The following is a 23,114-nucleotide window of genomic DNA, read 5'->3' as shown; positions in this document are numbered from 1 at the left end:
CGCGCGGACACGCCGGGACGAGCGGCACGCATCCGATGATCGACGGTTGCGCGGACCCCTACCGGCGGCGGAGGCCGCGCAGGGTGCGCACCGCGACCACCAGCTCGGGCAGCTCGTGCCGGTCGCCGGCGGCGATGTCGGCGAGCTGGGCGGCGGCGCGGCGCTGCGGGCCGTCCCAGCCCTCCGCCCACTCCCCCACCAGCTCGGCGGCGTCGCCGCTCGCCCGCGCGGACAGCACCTCGACGGCGAGCTCGGCCTGCTCGGCGGCCAGGTCGTCGCGCAGCGCGGCGCGGGCCATCGACGGCCAGCGGCGGTCCCGCGGCAGCGCGATGACCAGCTCGCGCAGCGGCACCAGCGCCAGCCGCTCGGCCAGCTCCTGCGCCACCCGCCCGGCCAGCTCGATCGGCGCCCCGGTGCGCTCGGCGACGACGGCGAGGTCCAGCGCGGCCGGCAGCAGCGGCGCCGCGGCCACCTCCCCCGCCAGCGCCTCGGGCACCCCGGCCGCCCGCAGCCGCTCGGCGCGGGCCGCGTAGGACGCGGCCTCGTCGCCCAGCAGCCACCCCGGGAGGCCGGCGCGCACCGCCGCCACCGGTGCGGCGAACCGCTCGGTCACCGCGGTGATCCCCGCGGCCGGGGAGACCAGGAGCTCGGGCAGCCGCAGCAGCCACCGCGCGGCCCGCTCCGACAGGCGCGTGGCCTCGGTGCGCAGCTCCACCTGCACCGGCGCGGGCACCCGGTTGTCCAGCGGCCGGACGGCGTCCCACAGCCCGTCGACGTCGAACACCGCCCGGGCCACCGCGTGCGCCCGCACGACGGCGGCGAGGTCCAGGCCGGTCTCCTCGGCGAGCCGGTACAGGCCCGTGACCCCGGCGGTGTTGACCGCCCGGTTGGTCAGCGCGGTCGCGATGATCTCCCGCCGCAGCGGGTGGCCGTCGACGGCCGCGGCGAACCGCTCGCGCAGCGGCGCCGGGAAGTAGTCGCGCAGCAGCCGGGCCAGCGCCGGGTCGTCGGGCAGGTCGCCGTGCAGGACGGCGTCGTTGACCTCGAGCTTGGCGTAGGCGAGCAGCACCGACAGCTCCGGGCTGGTCAGCGCGTGGCCGTCGCGGCGGCGCTGGGCGAGCGCGCGGTCGTCGGGCAGCGCCTCCACCGCGCGCACCAGCCGGCCGGTGCGCTCCAGGTGCCGGAGGAACCGCTCGTGCGCGTCGAGCAGGCTGCGCGAGGACGTCACCTCGGCGGCGAGGGTGGCGTTCTGGGCGTGGTTGTCGGTGAGGACGGCGGCGGCGACCTCGTCGGTCATCTCGCCCAGCAGCGCGGCTCGGCCGTCGGCGTCCAGGGCGCCGGCGGCGACCACCCCGTTGAGCGCGATCTTGATGTTCACCTCGTGGTCGGAGGTGTCCACGCCGGCGGAGTTGTCGATGGCGTCGGTGTTCACCCGGCCGCCGGCCAGCGCGTACTCCACGCGCCCGCGCTGGGTGAGGCCGAGGTTGCCGCCCTCCCCCACCACGCGCACGCGCAGTTGGTGGCCGTCGACCCGGACGGCGTCGTTGGCCTTGTCGCCCACGTCGAGGTGGCTCTCGGACGCCGCCTTGACGTAGGTGCCGATGCCGCCGTTGAACAGCAGGTCCACCGGCGCCAGCAGCACCGCGCGGATGAGCTCCACCGGCGAGAGCGTGTCGACGTCGTCGGGCAGGCCCAGGGCGGTGCGCACCGGCCCGCTGACGGGGATCGCCTTCGCCGTCCGCGGCCAGACCCCTCCCCCGGCGCTGATCAGCGCGGGGTCGTAGTCGGCCCACGAGGAGCGCGGGAGGTCGAACAGGCGGCGCCTCTCGGCGAACGACGTCGCGGCGTCCGGGGTCGGGTCGACGAACACGTGCCGGTGGTCGAAGGCGGCCACCAGGCGGATGTGCTCGGACAGCAGCATGCCGTTGCCGAACACGTCGCCGGACATGTCGCCGACGCCGACGACGGTGAACTCCTGGCTCTGCACGTCGAGGTCGAGCTCGCGGAAGTGCCGGGTCACCGACTCCCACGCGCCGCGGGCGGTGATGCCCATGGCCTTGTGGTCGTAACCGACCGAGCCGCCGGAGGCGAAGGCGTCGCCCAGCCAGAACCCGCGCTCGAGCGCGACGGCGTTGGCGAGGTCGGAGAAGGTCGCCGTCCCCTTGTCCGCGGCGACCACGAGGTACGGGTCGTCGCCGTCGTGCCGGACCACCCGTTCCGGCGGCACGACCTCCCCGCCCACGAGGTCGTCGGTCAGCGACAGCAGCGCGCCGATGAACAGCCGGTAGCAGGCCTGCCCCTCGGCCAGGACCTCCTCGCGGGAGGCGCCATCGGGCGGGGGGTTGCGGACGACGAAGCCGCCCTTGGCGCCGGTGGGCACGATGACGGTGTTCTTCACCATCTGCGCCTTGACCAGGCCGAGCACCTCGGTGCGGAGGTCCTCGCGGCGGTCGGACCAGCGCAGCCCGCCGCGGGCGACCGCGCCGAAGCGCAGGTGCACGCCCATCACCCGGGGGCTGCTGACGAACACCTCGCGGGCGGGCCGCGGCTCGGGCAGGTCGGGCACGGCGTGCGGGTCGAGCTTGATCGCCAGCGGGCCGCCCGCGTAGTAGGTGGTGCGCTGGGTGGCGGTGACGGCGGCCAGCAGGCTGGTGAGCACGCGGTCGGCGTCGAGGGAGTCCACCCGGCCGATCGCCTCGCGCAGCGACGCGGCCAGCGCCTCCTGCCGGGTGCCCCGGCCGGCCTCGCGACCGGGCGAGAACCGCGTCTCGAACAGCGCGACCAGCCGGGCGACGACGTCGGGGTGCGCGGCCAGCGTGGTCTCCACGTAGCGCTGGCCGAAGGGCAGGCCGGCCTGCCGCAGCCACTGCACGTAGGCGCGCACCACGGTGACCTGCCGCCAGTTGAGCCCGGCCAGCAGCACCAGCGCGCCCAGGCCGTCGTCCTCGGCGTCGCCGCGCCAGACCGCCGCGACCGCCTCGGTGAACCGCTCGGGCAGCGACCCGGGGAACGGCAGCTCGCCGCCGGGCAGCGTGGCCGGCGGCACGGTCAGGCCGAAGTCGTAGATCCACGCCGGCCGGGCACCGATCCGGTCGATCTCGTAGGGCCGCTCGTCGACGACGTCGACGCCCATGTGCTGCAGCACCGGCAGCACGTCGGACAGCAGCAGCCGCTCCCCCACCCGGTAGACGGTCAGCCGCGGCTCGCCCTCGGCGGCGCCGCGCGGGCGGCGCAGCCGCAGGCCGAGCTCCCCGGGGGCGAGGGCGTCGAGGCGGGCGAGGTCCTCCACGGCCGTCGTCGCCGGGAAGTCGTCCTGGTAGGAGGCCGGGAAGGCGTCGGCGACGCGGGCCAGCACCTGCTCGGCGTCGGCGCCGTGGCGCTCGGCCAGGGCGTCGGCGAGGTCGTCGGTCCAGCTGCGGGCGACGGCGGACAGGCCGTGCTGCAGCGCGTCGACGTCGACGTCGGACAGCGCGGGCACGCCGCCGCGGGCCACCGGCACGCGGACGACGAAGTGCAGCCGGGCAAGGACCGACTCGGTGACGTGGGCGCTGAACTCGATGTCGCGCCCGCCGAGGCGGGAGAGCAGCTCCTGCTGCATCGCCAGGCGCACCTCGGTCGTGTACCGGTCGCGCGGCAGGTAGACCAGCGCCGACCAGAACCGGCCGTAGGGGTCGCGGCGGAGGAACAGCCGCGTCTGGCGGCGCTCCTGCAGGTACAGCACCGACATCGCGACGGGCAGCAGTTCCCCGGCCGACGCCTGGAACAGCTCGTCGCGCGGGAGGGTCTCCAGCACGCCGACGAGCGTCTTGCCGGTGTGGCTGTCGGCGGGCACGCCGGAGCCCTCGACCACCTCGTCGACCTTCCGGCGCACCAGCGGCACGTCGCGCACGCCGGCCGCCGCCGCGGTGCTCGGGAACAGCCCGACCAGGCGGTGCTGGCGGGTCGGGCCGCCGTCCTCGCCGGGGAGGGTGACGGCGACGAGGTCCAGCCAGGCGCGGCGGTGCACGGTGGAGCGGATGTCGGCCTTGGTCACGGTGACCAGCGCGGGCCCGAGCGCGCCCGCGGCCTCCGGGAGCGCGCCGCCGGAGTCGCTGCGCAGCACGCCGAGGCCGGAGCCGGGGACGGCGCGCACGCCGTCGCCGCCCACCTCGACCTCGCGGGCGCCGAGCAGCACGAGGTTGCCGTCGGCCAGCCAGCGCAGCAGCGCGGCCACCTCGGCGGGGTCGTCGGCCGGGTCGGCGGTGGCCTGCGAGCCGATCTCCTCCAGCCGGGTGGCCAGCTCCAGGGCGCGGGCGGCGATGCGCGGCGCGTCCTCGTCGACGGCACGCACGTCCGCCAGGGCGGTGCGCAGGCCGGCCACGAGGTCCCCGGAGGCCTCGTCGTCGAGCGGCCCGTCGAGGACCACGGCCATCCACGACTCGGCCAGCGCGTCGGGACCGCAGTCGCCGACGTCGGTGCCGCCGCTGTCGCAGAACGCCCGCAGCGCGCCGGACACGTCGCGGCGCACCACCACCACCGGGTGCACGACGTGCTGCAGGCCCACGCCCTGGCGGACCACCTCGGCGGTCACGGAGTCGACGAGGAAGGGCATGTCGTCGGTGACGACGAGCAGCAGCCCGCGGCCGTCGGTCAGCCGCTCGACGACGACGGTGGCCGAGCCCTGCGGCCGGACGGCGGCCACCCGCAGGTGGCGCAGCGCCAGCGCCGCGAGGTCAGCCGGTCCGTGCCCGAGGACCTCGGCCGGCGGCTCGGACCAGTAGTACCGCTGCAGCAGGGCCGGGAGGTCGGTGACCTGGCAGCCGGCCGGCAGGGCGGGGCCGCCGTCGAGGGCTCCCTCCGCCGCGGCGGCGGCCTCGGCCAGCAGTGCCCGCTTGCGGTCGTTCGCCGCCTCGAGGGCGACCAGCCCGGGCGGGGCGGCGTCCTCCGGTCGGCCGGGGACGACGGTGTCCACGCCGGTGGTGCTCATGACCACCGACGCTAGTCGACGGACCCCCTGCCCCCCACCGCTCGCGCGCTCGCGTCGGGCCCCGGCCGTGGGGCCGGGCTCAGCGGCGGTCGAGCACCAGGTCGGCGGCCCAGCCGACGACGGCGAGCAGGAGCCCGCCGAGCACCGCGGTGCCGAACCCGTCGACCGACAGCCGGTCCGACAGCGCGGCGGTCAGGCCGAGCAGCGCGGCGTTGACGACCAGCAGGAACAGCCCCAGCGACAGCAGGATCGCCGGGAAGGAGAGGAACCGCAGGATCGGTCCCACGATCGCGTTGACCACCGCGAAGACCAGCGCGACCCAGAGGAAGGTGCCGCTGATGCCCAGCGCCCCGTCCTCGTTCCCGTCGATCTGGATGCCGGACAGCAGCCGCGTGAGGCCGTAGAAGGCCAGGGCCATGACGACGACCTTGAGCGCGAACCTGATCACGACCGCCACGCTAGCGGCGCCACCTGTGAGGACCGGTCGTCTGCCGCCGTCTAGGGCTCTCTCGCGTCGGCGCCAGAGAGCGGCAGACGAGTGCATGCACCCTGCCGCGGTGATCACCTCCCGCCCACGGCGGTCCGCGAGCCGGGCGGAACCGCCGCCGGCGCGCGGTGATCGACGTCAGCCGGCGCCGCGACACGCGCTACGCCGTTCTACGGATCTCTACGGTCCGGGCTAGACGCGGCCATACGGTGCTCGACGTGGACCCCGTGCGGAACCCCTACGCCCCCGGCGCCGGGCAGCGCCCGCCCGAGCTGGCCGGCCGCGACGACGAGCTGTCGGCCTTCGACGTCGTCCTGGAGCGGATCGCGCGGGGCCGGCCGGAGCGCTCGCTGGTGCTCACCGGGCTGCGCGGCGTGGGCAAGACCGTGCTGCTCAACCAGCTGCGGTCGGCGGCGATCGGCCGCGGCTGGGGCACCGGGAAGATCGAGGCGCGGCCGGAGCAGTCGCTGCGCCGGCCGGTGTCCTCGGCGCTGCACATGGCGCTGCGCGAGCTCCGGCACCCCGACCAGGAGTCGATGGACAGCGTGCTCGGCGTCCTCAAGGCGTTCGCGCAGCGGCAGACGCCGGCCGACGCGAAGCTGCGGGACCGGTGGCAGCCCGGCATCGACGTCCCGGCCACCAGCGGCCGCGCCGACTCCGGCGACATGGAGATCGACCTGGTCGAGCTGCTCAGCGACGCCGCGGGCCTGGCCGCCGACGTCGGCCGCGGCATCGCGCTGTTCATCGACGAGATGCAGGACGTGCAGGCCCCCGACGTCTCGGCCATCTGCGCCGCGTGCCACGAGCTGTCGCAGCAAGGGGCGCCGCTGATCGTCGTCGGCGCGGGCCTCCCCCACCTGCCCGCGGTGCTGTCGGCGTCCAAGAGCTACTCCGAGCGGCTGTTCCGCTACCTGCGCATCGACCGCCTGGACCGGCCCGCCGCCGACCGCGCGCTGCTGGCGCCGGCCGAGCGCGAGGAGGTCAGCTACGAGCCGGCCGCCCTCGACGCGCTCTACGACGCCGCCGACGGCTACCCGTACTTCGTGCAGGCGTACGGCAAGGTCACCTGGGACGTCGCCGCGGCCTCCCCGATCACCGCGGCCGACGTCGCGATGGCCGCGCCGGTGGCCGAGGCCGAGCTCGCCGTCGGCTTCTTCGGCTCCCGCTACGACCGCGCCACCCCCGCCGAGCGCGAGTACATGCACGCGATGGCCGAGCTGGGCGGGCCGGCCGGCGCCCCGGTGGCGACGTCGGAGGTGGCCGCGGCGCTGGGCCGCAAGCCGGCGTCACTGTCCCCGGCGCGCGACTCGCTGATCAAGAAGGGCCTCGTCTACTCCGCCGAGCGGGGGCAGATCGCGTTCACGGTGCCGCACTTCGGCCGCTACCTGCTCCGCCACCCCGACTGAGGCCGCCGGGTCCAGGCATTGGATCCGATCCCCACGTCCCGGGGCCCAGGACGTGCGGATAGCTTCCCATGCCTCCCCAGCGGCGGACGGTTGGGGCGGGCGACCGCGGGCACGGAGTCCCCCGTGCCGGGAGCTGTCGAGGCGGGACTGTGGGGGCTGCTGGGCGGCGCGGCCCTCGTGCTGGGGGCGCTGGTCGCCTGGTTCGTCCGGGTGCCGCAGGCGGTCATCGCCTCGGTGATGGCGTTCGGCTCCGGCGTGCTCATCTCCGCCGTCGCCTTCGACCTCATGGCCGAGGCCGCCGACACCGGCGGGCTCACCGCCACCGCCGTCGGCTTCCTCGGCGGCGCGCTGGCCTACGTCGGTGCCAACGCGCTGCTGGCCCGGCGCGGCGCCCGCCACCGGAAGCGCTCCGGCGCGGGCGGCGAGCAGCAGCCCTCGGAGGACGAGCAGTCCGGCAGCGGCGCGGCCATCGCGGTCGGCGCGCTGCTCGACGGCGTCCCCGAGTCGGTCGTGCTCGGCCTCGGGCTGCTCGGCGGCGGCGCGGTCAGCCCGTCGGTGCTGGCCGCCGTCTTCATCTCCAACGTGCCCGAGGGCCTGTCCAGCGCGGCCGGGATGAAGGCCAGCGGACGGCGGGCCGGCTACGTCTTCGGCGTCTGGGGCGGGATCGCGGTGGTCAGCGGCCTGGCCGCGGCCATCGGCTACGTGGCGCTCGACAGCGCGTCCCCCGAGGTGGTCGCCGTCATCACCGCCGTCGCGGCCGGCGCCATCCTCACCATGATCGCCGACACGATGATCCCGGAGGCGTTCGAGCGGACCCGAACCTGGACCGGCGTCATCACCACCGTCGGCTTCCTCGTCGCCTTCGCGATCGAGCGGCTCGGCGCGTGACCGGGCAGGGTGGGGACGTGGTCGAGCCCGTGCAGGTCCGCGTCCCGGTCGACGGCGGGGAGCTCTCCGCCCTGCACTGGGCCGCCGACGCCCCCGGCTCCCCCGTCGTCGTGCTGGTGCACGGGATCACCGCCAACGCGATGGTCTGGGCGCCGGTGGCCGCCGCCCTCGCCGGGGAGTTCGAGGTGGTCGCGCCGGACCTGCGCGGCCGCGCCGGCTCCGCCGGCCTGCCCGGCCCCTACGGCCTGCAGCGGCACGCCGACGACGTCGCCGCGCTGCTGGACCGCTACGGCGCCGACGACGACGCCGGGGCCGACGCCTCGGTGCTCGTCGGCCACTCGATGGGCGCGTTCGTCGCCACGCTGGCCGCCGCCGGCCCCGCCCGCGACCGCGTGCACGGCCTGGTGCTCGTCGACGGCGGGCTGGCGCTGCCCGAGCCGCCCGGCGCCGACGTCGACGCGAAGCTCGCCGCGCTGCTCGGCCCGTCGCTGGGCCGCCTCGGGACCACGTTCCCCGACCTGGCCGCCGTCCGGTCGTTCTGGGCCGGGCACCCCGCCGTCGGCCCGTGGGTGGACGAGCCCGCGGTGGCCGCGTACCTCGCCCGCGACCTCGCGCCCGGCGGGCCGCCGCTGCGCAGCGCCTGCGTGCCCGAGGCGGTCCGGGTCGACGGCGGCGACGTCCTGCTCAACGAGCGGGTGCTGGAGGCGACCGAGGCGCTGCCGGTGCCGGCCACGCTGCTGTGGGCCACGCGCGGGCTGCTCGACCAGACGCCCGGCCTCTACGACGACGCCCGCCTGGCCGGGATGGGCCTGGACGGGCTCGGCATCGCCGCGCAGGAGGTGCCCGGCACCAACCACTACTCGATCCTGTGGAGCGAGGAGGGGGTCGCCGAGATCGCCGCGGCGGTGGCCGCCGCGGCGACCGTCGGCTGAGCCGCCCGCCCGCTAGGTGTTCTGACCACGGACGTTGGTGACGGCGTCTGCTGACATGGGGAAGACCTCCGGGTGAGGTGTGGAGCTGTCTAGGAACCGCTCCTCACCCGGAGGTCTCCGTGTCCCACGCTAATGCGCTGCTGACCCCGAGGGGCCGGTTGCTGCTGGCCCGCTGCGTCGTCGAGCAGGGCTGGACCCTGCAGCGAGCGGCCGAGCGGTTCCAGGTCTCAGCGACCACCGCCGCCCGCTGGGCCGGCCGCTACCGGCAGCAGGGCCCCGCCGGCATGGCCGACCGGTCCAGCCGGCCGCACCGCAGTCCGCGGCGCACCCCGACCCGCCTGGAGCGGCGGATCATCAAGGTCCGGGTGATCCGCCGCTGGGGACCGGCCCGCATCGGGTTCCTCCTGGGCCTGCACCCCTCCACGGTGCACCGGGTGCTCTCCCGCTACGGCCTGGCCCGGCTGGCCTGGTTGGACCGGCCCACCGGCCGGGTCGTGCGTCGCTATGAGCACGCCGCACCCGGGGACCTGGTGCATCTGGATGTCAAGAAGCTCGGGCGCATCCCCGACGGCGGCGGCTGGCGCATCCACGGCCGCCACCGCCGGCCCAACCGGCACCGCGGTCAGGGCTACGCCTTTCTGCACACCGCGCTGGACGACCACTCCCGGCTGGCCTACTCCGAGCTGCTCGCCGATGAAGGCAAGAACACCGCCGCGGCCTTCTGGCGGCGCGCCCAGGACTACTTCACCGCATGCGGTATCACCGTGCGCCGCGTGCTGACCGACAACGGCAACTGCTACCGGTCCTTCGCCTTCCGCGACGCCCTCGGCGGCATCCCGCACAGCCGCACCCGGCCCTACCGGCCCCAGACCAACGGCAAAGTCGAACGCTTCCACCGCACCCTGACCGACGAATGGGCCTACGCCACCGCCTACGACAGCGACGCCGAGCGCGCTGCGGCCTACCCTGCCTGGCTGCACCGCTACAACCACCACCGCGGCCACACCGCCCTCGGTGGTCGACCTCCGGCCAGCCGCATCACCAACCTGTCAGGGCAGAACAGCTAGGCGGGCCGGCCGACCACGGGCGGCAGCACCTCGGGCCCGGCCTCGGCGGGGCGCTCCTCCCGCATCGGGTGGGCGCGCACCGCGAGCACCGCGACGTCGTCCTCGGCGCCGTCGGCCAGCATCTCGGCGAGCAGGTGGTCGCACAGCTCGGCCAGCGGCCGGTCGCCGCCGTCGGCCAGCAGCGCCCGCAGCCGGTCGCGGCCCTCGTCCAGCGGGACGCCGCGCCGCTCGAAGAGCCCGTCGGTGAACAGCAGCAGCGTGGCGCCCTCGGGGACGACCGCCTCGCCGTCGGCCCGCGGCCCGCGCCAGCCGATGCCCAGCGGCGGTCCCACCGGGGCGCTGAGGTCCTGCACGGTGCCGTCGGGCAGCAGCAGCATCGGGTCGGGGTGCCCCGCCGAGGACCAGCGCAGCCGGCGCACCCCCGCGTCCCGCTCGGCCGCGTCCTGCTCCACGCGGCAGACCAGCGCGGTGGCCATCGCGGGGACGTCGAGCCCGACGATCGCGTGGTCGACCCGGCGCAGCACGCCCGCGGGCTCCTCGAGCCGGTCGAAGGCGATCGCGCGGACCAGCGTCTTCACCTGGCCCATGGCCGCGGCGGCCTCGATGTCGTGGCCCATCACGTCGCCGATCACCAGCACCGTGTCGCCGTCGGGCTGCAGGAAGGCGTCGTACCAGTCGCCGCCGATCGACACCCCGCGGGTGGCCGGGCGGTAGCGGACGGCGAGCTCGAGGTGGTCGGGCTGCACCGGCGGGGACAGCAGGCTGTGCTGCATCCGCTCGGCCACCTGCTGCGCGGCGGTGGCCAGCCGGGCGTTGTCGAGGGCGAGGGCGGCGCGGCGGGAGGCGATGTCGGCGGTGCGCAGCTCGGCCTCGGTGTGCGGCCCGCGCTCGGGCCCGTTGACCAGCGTGAACGCCCCGAACAGCTCGCCGCGGGCGAGCAGCGGGAAGGTGGCGACGGCGGAGGGGCGCAGCGGCGCCAGGGCAGCGCGGCTCTCCTCGTCGGCGGTCATCGCGACGACGTCCTCCGGCGTGAGGTGCGGGATGACCACCGGGCGGCCCTGCGACAGCGCCGTCGGCACGGGGGCGTTGGGCCGGTTGGTGCGCACCCGCAGGTCGGCGTAGCGGTGCATCGCCCCGACCATCGCCGGGTCGCTGTGCGCGCGGCCGACGTCGCGGCGGGTGCCGTCGGGGTCGACCACGCTGACCAGGCACCAGTCGGCCAGCACCGGGACGACGGTGGACGCGAAGCGGGCGACCGCCTCGTCGACGTCGGTGGTGGAGGTCATCGCCTGGCTGATGTCGCCGAGCAGGGCGAGGTACCGCGCCGAGGTCGCGGCCAGCACCGCGGACGCGGCGGCCTCCGCGGCCGCCCGCTCGCGGGCCGCGACCGCCGCCGCGCGCTCCTCCTCGGTGCGCCGGCGCATCGTGACGTCGTCATAGGTGACCACCAGGCCGGCGGGGGTCAGGAAGGCGTCGGCGCGGAACCAGCGGTCCAGCGGCGCGAAGAAGGCCTCGGTGCTGCCCGCCACGCCGGTCGCGCGCACCCGGCGGTACAGCTCCTCGAACGGCCCGCCGACGGCGTCGGGGAACTCCTGCCAGATGGCGTGCCCGACGAGGTCCGCGACGGTGCGCTCGAGGACGGCGGCACCGGCCGGGTTGACGTAGCTGAACCGCCAGTCGCCGTCGAGGACGAACAGCGGCCGGTCCATGCCCTCGACGGCCTGCACGAGCAGGTCGCCGGGCGGCGGGGCCGCGCCGTCCGGGGTCATGGGGACACATGCTGCCCCATCGGGGCGACCCGGTCTCGGTTGCCGTACCGGCCCGCCCCCTCCTGATGAGGCGGCGCGCGCCGGACCGTTGGCAGGAGCGCCCGGCGGGGGCCATGATCGCCGTCGAGGCCGCGGGAGCCAGCAGCGCCCCGGAGGGCACCGGGAGGTCCAGGGGCGATGGCCGACCAACCCGTCGCGGGGCCGTTCCCCACCGTCCCGCTCACCCGGCGCACCCCGGGCGACCCGGCCGCGCTCGCGGCGCTCGTCGACCGGCTGCCGGCCGCCGTCCTCGCGCTGGACCCCGCGGGCCGGCTCACCTGGCTCAACGCCGCCGCCGAGCGCCTGCTGGGCGCCCTGTCGCCCCTGCTGCTGGGCCGGGTGCTCGCCGAGGTGCCCGGGACCGCCGGGCGGGCGCTGGCCTCCGCCGGCGCCGAGGCCGCCGACACCGGGGAGCCGGTCACGGTGCAGGCGGCCGGCGGCTGGTACGAGGTGCGCGCCGCCCGGGCCGAGGAGGGGCTGGCGCTCACCGTCTCCGACGTCTCCCGCCGCCGCACGGTGCAGGAGCGCGCCGACCGGTCGGCCGCCCGCGCCACGCTGCTGGTGCGGGTCGCCGCGGAGCTGTCGGGCGCCCTCGACGGCGTCTCCGCCCTCGGCCGGCTGGCCCGGCTGGTCGTGCCGGTGCTCACCGACGGCTGCGTGGTCACCGTCGTCGACCGGGACGGCCGCGCCCGCGACGTCGGGTCCTGGCACGCCGACCCCGACCGCCGCGACCTGCTCGCCCGCTACGCGAGGGTGCGGCTGGACACGCTGCCGCCGTCGTCCCCGGTCGGGCGGGCCCTGCGCACCGGCGAGCCGGTGTCCTCCGCGGTGACCGACGTCCTGGCGCTGATGTCCGACGACGGCACGCGGGAGATGCTGCGGGCGCTGCGGGCGGAGTCGGTGGTGGTGCTGCCGCTGCCGGCCGAGTCGCGCACCGTCGGCGTCCTGTCGCTCTACCTCGACGCCGGCCGGCAGGTGTCGGCCGAGGACCTCGCCACCGCCCGCGCCGTCGCCGTGCAGGCCGGCCGCGCGATCGACCGGGTGGGCCGGCAGAGCCGCCAGATCCAGCTCGCCGAGGCGCTGCAGCGCAGCCTGCTCACCGACCCGCCGGACTTCCCCGGCGTCGAGGTGGTGGTGCGCTACGTGCCGGCCGCGGAGGCCGCGCGCGTGGGCGGCGACTGGTACGACGCGTTCCGGCACCCCGACGGCGACGCCGTCGTGGTCATCGGCGACGTCGTCGGGCACGACACCGCGGCGGCCGCGGCGATGGGGCAGCTGCGCGGGCTGGTCCGCGGCATCGCCCACTCCAGCCGCGGTGGCCCGGCCGAGGTCCTGCGGGGCCTGGACGAGGCGATGGCGACCATGCACGCCGGGACGCTGGCCACGGCCGCCGTCGCCCGGCTGGAGCGCGGCGGCACCCGGCTGCGGTGGGCCAACGCCGGGCACCCGCCGCCGGTCCTGCTGTGGCCCGGCGGCCGGGTCGAGGCGCTCGCGCACGAGGAGGCCGACCTGCTGCTCGGCGTCGACCCGGAGGCCGAGCGCCGGGAGGACGTGGTGGCGCTGGCCCCCGGGACGACGGTGCTGCTGCACACCGACGGGCTGGTCGAGCGGCGGGGCAGCACCCTCGACGAGGGCACCGAGCGGCTGCACGCGGCGCTGGCCGAGCTGGCCGGCGCGCCGCTGCCGCAGCTGTGCGACGAGCTGCTGGCCCGGCTGCTGGAGGGCACTCCGCAGGACGACGTCGCCGTGGTGGCGTTCACCGTGCGGCCGCCCGTCTGAGGGGGAGACGCCTCACACCACGGGGGCGGGAACGGTTGGGCAGCGCACCGGCTGGGCACCCCCGGGACCGTCCGAGAACGGGACGACGGCGGAGAGAGGACATGGCGCGAGCGAGCTGGCCCCTGCGACCGCTGCCCGACGGGCGCGGTGAGCTGTGGCGCTGGGACCTGGGCGACATCGCCGAGCTCCCGGCTGCGCGCGCCGGCCTGCGCGACCACCTGGGCTCGCTCGGCTTCCCGCGCGACCCGGAGGACGCGGCGTCGGACCGGTTGGTCCTGGCGTTCGACGAGCTGGCGTCCAACGCGCTGCGGCACGGCCTGTCGCCCGTCGTCGCCACCGTGGTGGCCGGCACCGGCGGCTGGCTGCTCGACGTCAGCGACCGCGACCCGGACACCATGCCGGCGCCCGCGGTCGGCCGGGACCCCGCGCAGGGCGGCCTGGGCCTCTACCTCGTGGCGCGGCTGTCGGTGGCCCACGGCTGGTACGTCGACGACGGCTGCAAGCACGTGTGGGCGTGCCTGCCGACGTCGATGGAGGAGCACGCGGTCAGCACCGCCTGACCACGCCGGCCGGTCAGGTCAGCCAGGCGCGCAGCAGGGGCAGCAGCACGGCGGTGAGCAGCCGGTAGCCGCGCGCGTCGGGGTGCACGCCGTCGCCGGCGCGCACGGCCTCCGCCCAGGCGGGGTCGCCGGCGAGCGGGCCGGCGAGGTCGGCGAACGGGACCGCGCGGGAGGCGGCCACCTCCGCCATGGCGGCCGACAGGGCCAGCGCCCGGTCGGTCCAGCCGGCGTCGGCGCCGGGCGGCGGTCCGGTGACGAAGGCGGGCCAGCCGGCGGCGTGCGCCTCGTCGAGCATGCCGGCGACCACCTCGAGCGTGCGCTCCTGCGGGACGCGGCGGCGCCCGGCGGGCGCGGAGACGTCGTTGGCGCCGAGGGAGAACACGACGCGGTGGTCGGTGCCGTCGCGGAGCCGGGCGCGGACCTCGGGGTACCACCGGCGGGCGATGTCGAGGGAGGTCTCGCGGCGGATCCCGAGCGGGTAGCCGGTGACGTCGGTGCCGTCGGCCCGCAGCGCGGCGAGCACGGGCCCGACCCACCCGGCGCCGGTCTCGTCCCCGACGCCGGCGGTGAAGGAGTCCCCGACGAGGCAGAGGCGCAGGTCCCGGGTCACTGGGGGAGTGTGCCGTCCGGGCGGACGGCGGGTCCGAGTGCGCCCGGGGCGGCGGGGACGGGAGTCCCTGCGCCGCCCCGGGGCAGTCTCGATGTCGACCGGTCACGGTGTCGTGGCCGGTGGCGGGCCCGGAGGGTCCCCGCCGGACGCGACGGTGGTGCTCCGCGTCAGACGGGGACGGCTCCTGGCCGCGGTGTCGTCCGGTAGGACGACGTGGTCACGGGATCACCAGGGAGAGGCGTCCCTTGCCGTAGCCGGGGACCTCGACGGCGAGGTCGAGCCGGTTGAAGGCGGCGAGCATGCCGGCGATGTCACCCGGCAGGTCGTCGCCCGGTGCGTACGACGAGTAGAGCTTCGAGTGCGGGGCGCCGGGCACGTTGAACAGGGCCGACAGGACGTTGACGACCTCGTGCAGGGCCTCGGTGAGCATCGCGGTGAGCTCGCCGTCCTCCTCCACGACGTCCTGGACGCCGCCGGGCGGGAGCAGGGCCAGCGCGCCGCCGGTCCACGCCGCGAGCGGCAGGTCCATGACGCAGAGGGCGTTGACGGCCATCGTCGGGCTGACGTAGACGGCGACCGAGACCGGGTCCTTCTCGGTGGGCGTGACCGGGGCGCCCGGCGTCACCGAGACCGGCTTGCCGACCAGGCCCGAGAGCATGTCCTTGACGGCCTTGGCGTCCGGCAGGACGACCGTGAGCGGGGCGGTCATGCCAGCACCGCGTCGAGGTGCTCGGAGAAGGTGTCGGCGGTGAACGGCTTGGCGATGAGGAACAGCGCGCCGGCGTCGGCGGCCTTCTCCCGCATCTCGGCCGAGCCCTCCGAGGTGACGAACCCGAACGGCACCGAGGAGCCCGCGCCGCGCAGCGCCTGCAGGCACTCCAGGCCGGTCATGTTCGGCATGTTCCAGTCCGACAGGACCAGGTCGGGGCCCTCGGACTGCACCTTCTCGTAGGCGTCGCGGCCGTCCTCGGCCTCGACGATGTCGTGGTCGTCGTAACCGGCCTGCCGCAGGGTGCGGATGACGATCTGCCGCATGACGCGGCTGTCGTCGGCGACCAGGATCTTCACAGGGGCACCTCGTTCTCTTCCTCGGTGTGCAGGACGGACTGCACGGAGACCGTGAGCGGCTGTCCGCGCCACAGGACGTCGACGCGGACGGTGTCGGCTGGGGAGCCGGCGGGCGGGGTGGCGCCGACCTCGGGCAGGCCGAGGGCGGACGGTCCGGGGAGGACGGCCTTGACGTTGCCGCCCACCACGTTGGCGAGCTCGCCGAGGGCGTCGTCGACGTCCTCGTCCTCGAGCACCTCCGGGGCGTGCTCGCGCAGGAGCGCGCGGGTGAGCTCGACGGCGGTGTCGCGGCCGGTGGTGAGGACGACGGTGCCGGTCCAGGGGCCGGTGATGCCGACCCAGGAGCTCAGCGTGTCGGCCGGCAGCGGCGCCGGGAGCGGCACGAGCACCTCGTCCTCGCCGACGAGGGCGAGCCACGCCTGCTCGGTGATCTCGGTGACGGTGGCCTCGTCGATCAGCTCGGCGACGGCCGGCGGGTGGTCGCCGGCGCGGCGGCGCGGCGGCGCGGCGTCGATCGCGGTCACAGGGAGACCTCCTGCGGGAGCAGGCCGAGCAGCGCGAGCTTGTCGCGCAGGGCGTCGGCGGTGAACGGCTTGATGACGTACTCGTGGGCGCCGGCGGCCAGCGCGCGCACGATCTGGCCGTGCTCGCTCTCGGAGGTGACCATCATGAGGGTCACCGCCCGCCAGGCCGGGTTCGCGCGGACGGCGTTGACGAACTGCAGTCCGTCCATCACCGGCATGTTCCAGTCGATGGTGCAGAGGTCGGGCACCCAGCCCTCGTGGAGGACGTCGAGCGCCTCCTGGCCGTGCCCGGCCTGCCGCGTCTCGTAGCCGAACCCCTCGAGGGTCCCGGTCACGATGCGCCGCATGGCGCGGGAGTCGTCGATCACCAGAGCGCGCACGGTCATGCCCCCTTCAGCGGGCGGTAGGCGGAGGTCCGGCCGATGACGACGCGGCTCCAGGAGTCGTCGACGCCGAGGGTGGTCTCGGCGGCACCGAGGAACAGCCACCCGTCGGGACGCATGAGCTCGCGCACCCGGCGGAGGATCGCCTGCTTGGTGGGCAGGTCGAAGTAGATGAGGACGTTGCGCAGGTACACGACGTCGAACGGGCCCATCCGCGGCAGCGGGGCGGCCAGGTTGCACTCGCGGGCAGCGACCATGCGGCGCAGGGTCGGCGAGACCTCCCACTCGCTGCCGGCCCGCTGGAAGTGGCGCACCAGCATCGGCGCGGGCAGGCCGCGGTTGACCTCGAGCTGGCTGAACCGGCCGGCGCGGGTGCGCTCGACCATCTCGCGGGAGATGTCGGTGGCGGTGATCGAGACCCGCGTCGCCGCGTTCGGCATCGCGTCCTCGAGCAGCATCGCGATCGTGTAGGCCTCCTGCCCGCTGGAGCAGGCGGCCGACCAGATCTGCAGCCGCTCGGCCGGGCCGCGCGCGGACTGCAGCGCCGGCAGCACGGTGGAGGTCAGCGCGGTGAACGGGTCGCCGTCGCGGAACCACGAGGTCTCGTTGGTGGTGAGCGCCTCGACGATCTGCCGGGTGTCGTCGGGCCGCGGGCGGCTGCGCACGGCGTCGACGAGCTGGTCGACGTCGGACAGGCCCATCTTGCGGGCCAGCGGGAGGAGGCGGGCCTCGACGAGGTACTCCTTGCCGGGCGCGAGCACGATCGCGCTCTCCCGGTGCACCAGCTGGCGCACCCAGTCGAAGCGGGTGGCGGTGAGGGTCATCGGTGGGCTCCCGTCGCGAGGGTCAGGTGGGCGGGCTGCGGCGGGGTGCCGGGGAGGGCGCGGGCCTGCGCGGAGGCCAGGTGGCGGGTGATGGCCTCGGCCACGCGGTCGAGCGGGAGGACCTCGTCGGCGAGGCCGGCCTGGGTGACGGCGCCGGGCATGCCCCAGACGACGGAGGTGGCCTGGTCCTGCGCGATCACGGTGCCGCCGGCGTCGCGGATGACGGCCGCGCCGGCGCGGCCGTCGGACCCCATGCCGGTGAGCACCACCGACAGGACGGCGCCGTCGTAGGCGGCCACCGCGGAGCGGAACAGCGGGTCGACGGCGGGGCGGCAGAAGTTCTCCGGCGGGCCCTGGGACAGCATCGTGACGGCGCCGCGGCCGGTGCCGCGCACGGTCAGGTGGTGGTCGCCGGGGGCCAGGTGCACGGTGCCCGGCAGCAGCGGTGAGCCGTCGACGGCCTCGACGACGCGCAGGGCGCTCAACCGGTCGAGGCGCTGGGCGAACTGGCGGGTGAACACCGGCGGCATGTGCTGCACCAGGAGCACGGGCACGGGCAGGGTCGCCGGCAGCGCGGGGACGACCTTGGCCAGCGCCTCGGGGCCGCCGGTCGACGAGCCGATCACCAGGACCGCGGGCGCCTTGTGCGGGGCGGTGCGCGGCGCCGGCGGGCGGGGGGCGACCGCGGCGGCGACCGGGCGGGCGGCGAGGCCGGGCAGGCCCACCGGACGCCCGGTGAGCGCCTTGATCTTGGGGATGAGCTGCTCGCGCACGCTCTCCATCGACTGCGCGACGCTGCCGACGTTCGCCGGCTTGGTGACGTAGTCGTTCGCGCCGGCCGAGAGGGCGTCGAGGGTGGCCGACGCACCCCGCTCGGTCAGCGTGCTGAACATGACGATCGGCACGCGGTTGCGGCGGGCGCGGATCGCGCGCACCGCCTCGATGCCGTTCATCTCCGGCATCTCGATGTCCATCGTGATCAGGTCGGGCTTGAGCGCGTCGACCTTGCCCTGGGCGAGCTTGCCGTTGACCGCCGTCCCGACAACCTCGATGGAGGGGTCTGAGGACAGCACGTCGGTCACGATCTTGCGGACGACGACCGAGTCGTCGACCACCAGCACCCGGATCGGGTCCACACGTCCTCCTGCTCGGCCGGCAACGGCGGGGAGCCGTTCCTCGGGGTCTCGGCACCGCGGGGGAGGGGGTCAAGGTCACTTCCGGAGCGGATCCGGAACGGCCTCGGGCATCCCACCCGCATCGCCTGTCCCAGGAGTTGTCGGCCGCCCCACCCGTCGTGTTGACGCGTCCCGCGCAACCGTTACGGCGCTGGCGGGTCAGCGGCGGGCGGACGTTCCCATGTCGACAGGGCCGCCGGCGGGCGGGGTGGCGGGCACCGCGCTGACCTGCGGGGTCGCGTCCGGGGGCACCGGGCGGGGCGCCCCAATCCGGCGGTCACCGGGAGCCGGCTGGGCGGCCGCCCACGACCCGGCCGCCGTCGTGATCATCGGACGCGGGCACGCCCGCCCGGCGTGTCCGCGCGCGTCCCGTGCACGCAGCCGATGATCGACGCGGCGGGGCGCCGAGAGCCGCGAGATGCGGGTGGTTGCCGCCCGGCCCGGCGTGTCCGCGCGTGTCGGCGGCAACGAGCCGATGATCGACGCGTGGGGAGGCGCCCCAGGGGCCGGCCGCGGGCCGGCGGGGGGTCAGCGGCCGGTGACGCGGTGCCAGGGCGCCAGGAGGACGCCGAGGGCGCTGCTGTCGAGCAGGTCGCCCATGGCCACCCCCTGGACGACGCCGGCGAGGGCGTTCCAGGAGCCGGAGGCGCCGTCGCGGGCGTCGAGGCCCCCGGCGGCGAAGGCGCGGACGGCGAGCAGCTGGGCGGTGGCCAGCGCGCGGGTGCGGCCGGAGACGTGCGCGGCCCACGAGGCCTCGTGCATGGCCGTGGCCCACGGGCGCTGCTCGGGCCGGCCCTCGTCGACGGCGGCCCGCCAGCGGTCGCGGCCGCGGGCGTCCAGCGAGGAGAACGTGGCCAGCAGGGACGACAGCTCGGGCGTGGCCGGGCCGAGGTCGGCGTCGGCCCCGCGCACGGCGGCGTCGGGGACCACGGTGGCGTACGGCGTCACCAGCTCGCGGCGCACCAGCGGCGGCAGCACCCCCGCCGCCCACTCCCCCACCACGGCGTCGGCGAGCACCTCGGCGGCCCGCTCGCGCACCTCCGGGTCGGCCTCGGCGTACGCGCGGTGCTCCGGGCCGAGCACGTCCTCGCGCAGCACCCGCTCCACGGCGGCGACGGTGCCGATGGTGCCGCGCTCCAGCTGGGTCACGAGGACGGCGGCGCGGTCGCCGGCCGACGGCGTCACCGAGCGCAGCTGCGGCACGGTGGCGGCGAGCTCGCGGGCGCGGCGCGCGCGCACGGCCAGGACGGCGCGCTGGTCGCGGTCGGCGTCGCGGGACCGGGCGCCGGCGGCGAGCGCGGTCAGCTCGGCGGGCCCGGCGGCGAGGCCGGTGAGCAGGACGTCGGCGGCGGCGCGGCCGCCGGGCAGGCGCACCAGGTCGAAGCCCAGCGTGGCGGCACTGACCAGCGTGTACGGCACGTCTCCCCCTCCGACGGCGCCGCCCGGGAAGGGGGCAGCGCGTCCAGGGTGGAGGTGATCACCCCGCGACGCCACGCGGCCGTCACCCGATCGCCGGAGGGGCGGTGGGTGACGGCCGCGTGGCGTGCTCCGTCAGGTGAACTGTCGTTGACTCTCAGTCACGCACCGACGGCCTTCTGCACGTCGAGGGCGAGCAGCAGCTGCCCGTCGAGCTTGTAGGCGCCGCGGATGAGCTCGCGGGCCTGGCCGTCGAGGGTGTCCGGCGGGGCCTCGAAGTCGGTGGCGTCCACGTCGACGACGTCGGCGATCGAGTCGACCAGCAGGCTCACCGCCTCGCCGTGCAGGCGCACGACGATGACGACGGCGTCGGTGTCGGCCGAGCGGGGCCGGCGGCCCAGGCGCTCGCGCAGCTCGATCGCGGTCACCACCTGCCCGCGCAGGTTGATCAGCCCGGCGACGGCCGGCGGCGCCAGCGGCACCCGGGTGAGCTTCTGGCTGCGCAGCACCTCCTGCACGTGCTCCACCTCGACGCCGTAGAGGTCGCCGTCGAGCCGGAAGGTGGCCAGCTGCCCGCTGGTGGCGCGGGCGGGGGTGTCGGTCGCGGTCGTCACGTCAGACCTCCAGCAGGGCGGACGGGGAGTGGTCGGTGGCGTAGAAGGCCGGGTCGGCCGCGAGGATCGCGGCGCGGACGTCGAGGAGCTCGGTCACCTTGTCGCCGAGGACGGCGGAGCCGAGCAGGCCCAGGTCGTCGATGTCGCTGCGGACGGCGGCCCCGCCGTCGACGATGTCGAGGATCTCCTCCACGACGATCGCGACGCTGCGGCCGTGGTCGCTGTAGACGATCACCTCGAGCACCTCGCGGTCGCTGGTGCCGTAGGCGCCCAGGTGCCGGTCGAGGCGGACGATCGGCAGGATCGCGCCGCGGTACTGCACGACCTCGCGGTTGCCGACCCGCTCGACGGACTCCGTGCGCACCTGCTCGAGGCGGGTGACGGTGTCCAGCGGGATGGCCACGCGCCGGCCCTCGCCGATCGCGGCGAGCAGCATCCGCTGCCGGTCGGTCTCGACGGCGACGGTGCGGGCCGCGGCCTCGCGGGCCTCCTGCCGCTCGGCGGTCTCGGTGCGCAGCGCCCGCCGGGCCAGCGCCTGGACGTCGAGGATGAGCGCGACGGCGCCGTCGCCGAGGACGGTGGCGCCGGAGTACAGGCCGATCGCCTTGAGCTGGCCGCCGACGGCCTTGACGACGATCTCCTCGGTGTTGATGACCCGGTCGACGACGAGGCCGAAGCGCCGGCCCTCCGAGCGCAGCACCGCGATGACGACGTGGCCGTCGTGCCGGTCGGAGGCGAGCCCGAGGACGTCGGTGAGCCGGACGAGGGGGAGCAGCTCGCCGCGCAGGCGGTAGACCGGCGCGCCGCCGACCTCCTCGACGGCGTTGGCGGCCTTCTCGGCGTCGAGGCTGACGAGCTCCTGCAGGCTGATCTGCGGGATGGCGTAGCGGTCGCCGGCGCACTCGACGGTGAGCGCCGGGACGATCGCCAGGGTCAGCGGGATGCGCAGCCGGCAGACGGTCCCGCGGCCCGGCTCGGACTCGACCTCGATCGTGCCGCCGATCGACTCGATGTTGGTCTTGACGACGTCCATGCCGACGCCGCGGCCGGAGACGTTGGTGACCGCGGCGGCGGTGGAGAAGCCGGGCGCGAAGATCATCTGCAGGACGTCCTGCGGGCCCATGCGGGAGAGCTGGTCGGCGGTGACCAGGCCGCGCTCGACGGCCTTGGCGCCGATCTTGGCCGGGTCGATGCCGGCGCCGTCGTCGGCCACCTCGACGACGACCTGGCCGCTCTCGTGCCTCGCGCGCAGGGTCAGCACGCCCTCGGCGCGCTTGCCGGCGGCACGACGGCGGTCGGGGGCCTCGATGCCGTGGTCGACGGAGTTGCGGACCAGGTGGGTCAGCGGGTCCTTGACCGCCTCGAGCAGCGTCTTGTCGAGCTCGGTGTCCTTGCCCTCCATCTCCAGGCGGACGGTCTTGCCGCACTGGATGCCGAGGTCGCGGACGACGCGGGGGAGCTTGGACCAGATGTGGTCGATCGGCTGCATGCGCGTCTTCATGACGCCCTCCTGCAGCTCGCTGGCGATGAGGTTGAGCCGCTGGGAGGCGCGCACCAGGTCGGTGTCGGTGGAGCGGCCCACGTACTGGACGATCTGGTTGCGGGTCAGCACCAGCTCGCCGACCAGAAGCATGAGCGAGTCGAGCAGGTCGACGTCGACGCGGATGGTCGAGTCGGCGACGGCGCGGCGGGCCTGCTGGCCGCCCTGGCCCTCGGCGCGCGCGGCGCCGGCGGGCTGGTCCTCGTGGTGGTCCTCGGCGGGGTGCTCGTCGGCCGGGTGCTCGTCGGCGTGCTCGTCGTGCGCGTCGTCGTGGGCCGGCTCGGCGGTGTCCTCGACGACGGTCTCCGCAGCGGCCTCGGCGGCGGCCTCGACCACGGCCACGGCGGCCTCCAGGACGGCGGCACCGGCGACGGGCTCGACGGCGACGGGCGCGGCGGCCACGGGCTCGACGGCGGCCGGCGCGGCGACGGGCGCCGGAGCGGGGGCGGGCGCGGGGCGGTCCTCCATCGCGGCGCTGATCTCGGCGACGACGGCGGACACGTCCACGCCGCCCTCGCCGCCGGTGGCCTCGATCGAGGCGAGCAGCGAGCGCACCGTGTCGACCATCCGCAGCAGCACGCTGGTGCGCTCGGGGGTCAGCGCGAGGACGCCGTCGCGCAGCCGGGAGAGCATGTTCTCCCCGACGTGCGTGACCTCCTCGAGCCGCCCGAACGCCAGGAAGCCGCTGGTGCCCTTGATCGTGTGGATCGTGCGGAAGATGCTCGAGAGCCGCTCGCGGGAGTCGGGTTCCTGCTCGAGGGCCACCAGGTCCGTGTCGAGCTGGTCGAGGTTCTCGTGGCTCTCGACGAGGAACTCCTCGACGATGTCGTCCAGACCGTCCACCGCTTGCCTTCTCTCTCGCTGTCCGGGGCGGGTGCCCCGCTGGGTCTTCGACGTCGGCCCGGTCCGTGTTGAGGCGAACCCCGGGCGTCGCCGGTCGTCGGGTCGTGTCATCGGCAGTCCCGCGCCCGGAGCCGACCGTGGGCCGGCTCCGGGCTGGCGGCCTCCCTGCAGGGGCCCACCGCGAGCGTGCGAGCGGTGGGGGGCAGGGAGGTCCTTAAATCAGT

At 76.0% G+C, this 23,114-nt stretch carries 19 protein-coding genes; 6 read left to right on the top strand and 13 right to left on the bottom strand.

Annotated features, from left to right (window positions below; all coding sequences use genetic code 11):
* Nucleotides 1-58 precede the first annotated feature (58 nt).
* Both WA616_RS13510 and WA616_RS13505 read right to left on the bottom strand, forming a co-directional pair.
* On the bottom strand, nucleotides 59-4,966 hold the full coding sequence (locus WA616_RS13510) for an NAD-glutamate dehydrogenase (RefSeq protein WP_336030540.1): 4,908 nt from the start codon (nucleotides 4,964-4,966) through the stop codon (nucleotides 59-61).
* A 79-nt stretch (nucleotides 4,967-5,045) separates the two neighbouring features.
* The gene (locus WA616_RS13505; protein ID WP_336030538.1) at nucleotides 5,046-5,414 is read right to left on the bottom strand and encodes a phage holin family protein; all 369 of its coding nucleotides are present in this window, start codon (nucleotides 5,412-5,414) and stop codon (nucleotides 5,046-5,048) included.
* A gap of 257 nt (nucleotides 5,415-5,671) precedes the next feature.
* On the opposite strand from WA616_RS13505, the gene WA616_RS13500 reads away from it, so the two are divergent.
* From WA616_RS13500 to WA616_RS13485, 4 genes are all read left to right on the top strand, one after another.
* Nucleotides 5,672-6,859, top strand: a complete 1,188-nt coding sequence (locus WA616_RS13500; RefSeq protein ID WP_336030536.1) for an ATP-binding protein — start codon at nucleotides 5,672-5,674, stop codon at nucleotides 6,857-6,859.
* 123 nt (nucleotides 6,860-6,982) lie between these two features.
* Entirely contained in the window at nucleotides 6,983-7,747 is a 765-nt protein-coding gene (locus tag WA616_RS13495) for a ZIP family metal transporter (RefSeq protein WP_336030534.1), read from the top strand.
* A gap of 17 nt (nucleotides 7,748-7,764) precedes the next feature.
* Nucleotides 7,765-8,679 (top strand): alpha/beta hydrolase, encoded by a 915-nt coding sequence (locus tag WA616_RS13490; RefSeq protein WP_336030532.1) that lies wholly within the window; start codon nucleotides 7,765-7,767, stop codon nucleotides 8,677-8,679.
* 119 nt (nucleotides 8,680-8,798) lie between these two features.
* Nucleotides 8,799-9,746 (top strand): IS481 family transposase, encoded by a 948-nt coding sequence (locus WA616_RS13485; RefSeq protein ID WP_336030529.1) that lies wholly within the window; start codon nucleotides 8,799-8,801, stop codon nucleotides 9,744-9,746.
* Here WA616_RS13485 and WA616_RS13480 read toward each other — a convergent pair.
* Nucleotides 9,743-11,515 carry a SpoIIE family protein phosphatase gene (locus WA616_RS13480; RefSeq protein ID WP_336030527.1) on the bottom strand — a complete coding sequence of 591 codons (1,773 nt, stop codon included), beginning with the start codon at nucleotides 11,513-11,515 and terminating at the stop codon, nucleotides 9,743-9,745. The two genes, WA616_RS13485 and WA616_RS13480, sit on opposite strands and share 4 nt — an antisense overlap.
* Before the next feature lie 177 nt (nucleotides 11,516-11,692).
* Between WA616_RS13480 and WA616_RS13475 the strand changes: the two genes are divergently transcribed.
* Both WA616_RS13475 and WA616_RS13470 read left to right on the top strand, forming a co-directional pair.
* Complete coding sequence (locus WA616_RS13475; RefSeq protein ID WP_336030525.1) at nucleotides 11,693-13,333, top strand: SpoIIE family protein phosphatase; 1,641 nt, start codon at nucleotides 11,693-11,695, stop codon at nucleotides 13,331-13,333.
* A gap of 101 nt (nucleotides 13,334-13,434) precedes the next feature.
* Complete coding sequence (locus tag WA616_RS13470; RefSeq protein WP_336030523.1) at nucleotides 13,435-13,893, top strand: ATP-binding protein; 459 nt, start codon at nucleotides 13,435-13,437, stop codon at nucleotides 13,891-13,893.
* Between the two features lie 13 nt (nucleotides 13,894-13,906).
* On the opposite strand, the gene WA616_RS13465 is transcribed toward WA616_RS13470, so the two are convergent.
* The 10 genes from WA616_RS13465 to WA616_RS13420 all read right to left on the bottom strand — a co-directional run bounded on the left by WA616_RS13465 (nucleotide 13,907) and on the right by WA616_RS13420 (nucleotide 22,890).
* The gene (locus tag WA616_RS13465) at nucleotides 13,907-14,503 is read right to left on the bottom strand and encodes a GDSL-type esterase/lipase family protein (RefSeq protein WP_336030520.1); all 597 of its coding nucleotides are present in this window, start codon (nucleotides 14,501-14,503) and stop codon (nucleotides 13,907-13,909) included.
* 217 nt (nucleotides 14,504-14,720) lie between these two features.
* Nucleotides 14,721-15,212 (bottom strand): hypothetical protein, encoded by a 492-nt coding sequence (locus WA616_RS13460; protein ID WP_336030518.1) that lies wholly within the window; start codon nucleotides 15,210-15,212, stop codon nucleotides 14,721-14,723.
* On the bottom strand, nucleotides 15,209-15,571 hold the full coding sequence (locus WA616_RS13455; RefSeq protein WP_336030516.1) for a response regulator: 363 nt from the start codon (nucleotides 15,569-15,571) through the stop codon (nucleotides 15,209-15,211). Before WA616_RS13455 ends, WA616_RS13460 begins: the two co-directional genes overlap by 4 nt.
* Nucleotides 15,568-16,095, bottom strand: a complete 528-nt coding sequence (locus WA616_RS13450) for a chemotaxis protein CheX (protein ID WP_336030514.1) — start codon at nucleotides 16,093-16,095, stop codon at nucleotides 15,568-15,570. Before WA616_RS13450 ends, WA616_RS13455 begins: the two co-directional genes overlap by 4 nt.
* Nucleotides 16,092-16,481 carry a response regulator gene (locus WA616_RS13445; protein WP_336030512.1) on the bottom strand — a complete coding sequence of 130 codons (390 nt, stop codon included), beginning with the start codon at nucleotides 16,479-16,481 and terminating at the stop codon, nucleotides 16,092-16,094. Before WA616_RS13445 ends, WA616_RS13450 begins: the two co-directional genes overlap by 4 nt.
* Complete coding sequence (locus WA616_RS13440) at nucleotides 16,478-17,302, bottom strand: CheR family methyltransferase (RefSeq protein ID WP_336030509.1); 825 nt, start codon at nucleotides 17,300-17,302, stop codon at nucleotides 16,478-16,480. Before WA616_RS13440 ends, WA616_RS13445 begins: the two co-directional genes overlap by 4 nt.
* Complete coding sequence (locus tag WA616_RS13435; RefSeq protein WP_336030506.1) at nucleotides 17,299-18,438, bottom strand: protein-glutamate methylesterase/protein-glutamine glutaminase; 1,140 nt, start codon at nucleotides 18,436-18,438, stop codon at nucleotides 17,299-17,301. Before WA616_RS13435 ends, WA616_RS13440 begins: the two co-directional genes overlap by 4 nt.
* 567 nt (nucleotides 18,439-19,005) lie before the next feature.
* Entirely contained in the window at nucleotides 19,006-19,896 is an 891-nt protein-coding gene (locus WA616_RS13430) for a hypothetical protein (protein WP_336030504.1), read from the bottom strand.
* 158 nt (nucleotides 19,897-20,054) lie between these two features.
* Nucleotides 20,055-20,507 carry a chemotaxis protein CheW gene (locus tag WA616_RS13425; RefSeq protein ID WP_336030502.1) on the bottom strand — a complete coding sequence of 151 codons (453 nt, stop codon included), beginning with the start codon at nucleotides 20,505-20,507 and terminating at the stop codon, nucleotides 20,055-20,057.
* A 1-nt stretch (nucleotide 20,508) separates the two neighbouring features.
* The gene (locus WA616_RS13420) at nucleotides 20,509-22,890 is read right to left on the bottom strand and encodes a chemotaxis protein CheA (RefSeq protein WP_336030501.1); all 2,382 of its coding nucleotides are present in this window, start codon (nucleotides 22,888-22,890) and stop codon (nucleotides 20,509-20,511) included.
* Nucleotides 22,891-23,114 lie beyond the last annotated feature (224 nt).

The sequence above is a fragment of the Geodermatophilus sp. FMUSA9-8 genome, from assembly GCF_037034165.1.
GTDB classification, from domain to species: Bacteria; Actinomycetota; Actinomycetes; order Mycobacteriales; family Geodermatophilaceae; genus Geodermatophilus; species Geodermatophilus nigrescens.
This window is presented reverse-complemented; position numbering and strand designations above follow the sequence as displayed.

Bases quoted from the DNA above. Each gene is read 5' to 3' on its own strand.
- WA616_RS13510 (WP_336030540.1), bottom strand. From the start codon at position 4,966: ATGAGCACCACCGGCGTGGACACCGTCGTCCCCGGCCGACCGGAGGAC.
- WA616_RS13480 (WP_336030527.1), bottom strand. From the start codon at position 11,515: ATGACCCCGGACGGCGCGGCCCCGCCGCCCGGCGACCTGCTCGTGCAG.
- WA616_RS13475 (WP_336030525.1), top strand. From the start codon at position 11,693: ATGGCCGACCAACCCGTCGCGGGGCCGTTCCCCACCGTCCCGCTCACC.
- WA616_RS13470 (WP_336030523.1), top strand. From the start codon at position 13,435: ATGGCGCGAGCGAGCTGGCCCCTGCGACCGCTGCCCGACGGGCGCGGT.
- WA616_RS13460 (WP_336030518.1), bottom strand. From the start codon at position 15,212: ATGACCGCCCCGCTCACGGTCGTCCTGCCGGACGCCAAGGCCGTCAAG.
- WA616_RS13445 (WP_336030512.1), bottom strand. From the start codon at position 16,481: ATGACCGTGCGCGCTCTGGTGATCGACGACTCCCGCGCCATGCGGCGC.
- WA616_RS13440 (WP_336030509.1), bottom strand. From the start codon at position 17,302: ATGACCCTCACCGCCACCCGCTTCGACTGGGTGCGCCAGCTGGTGCAC.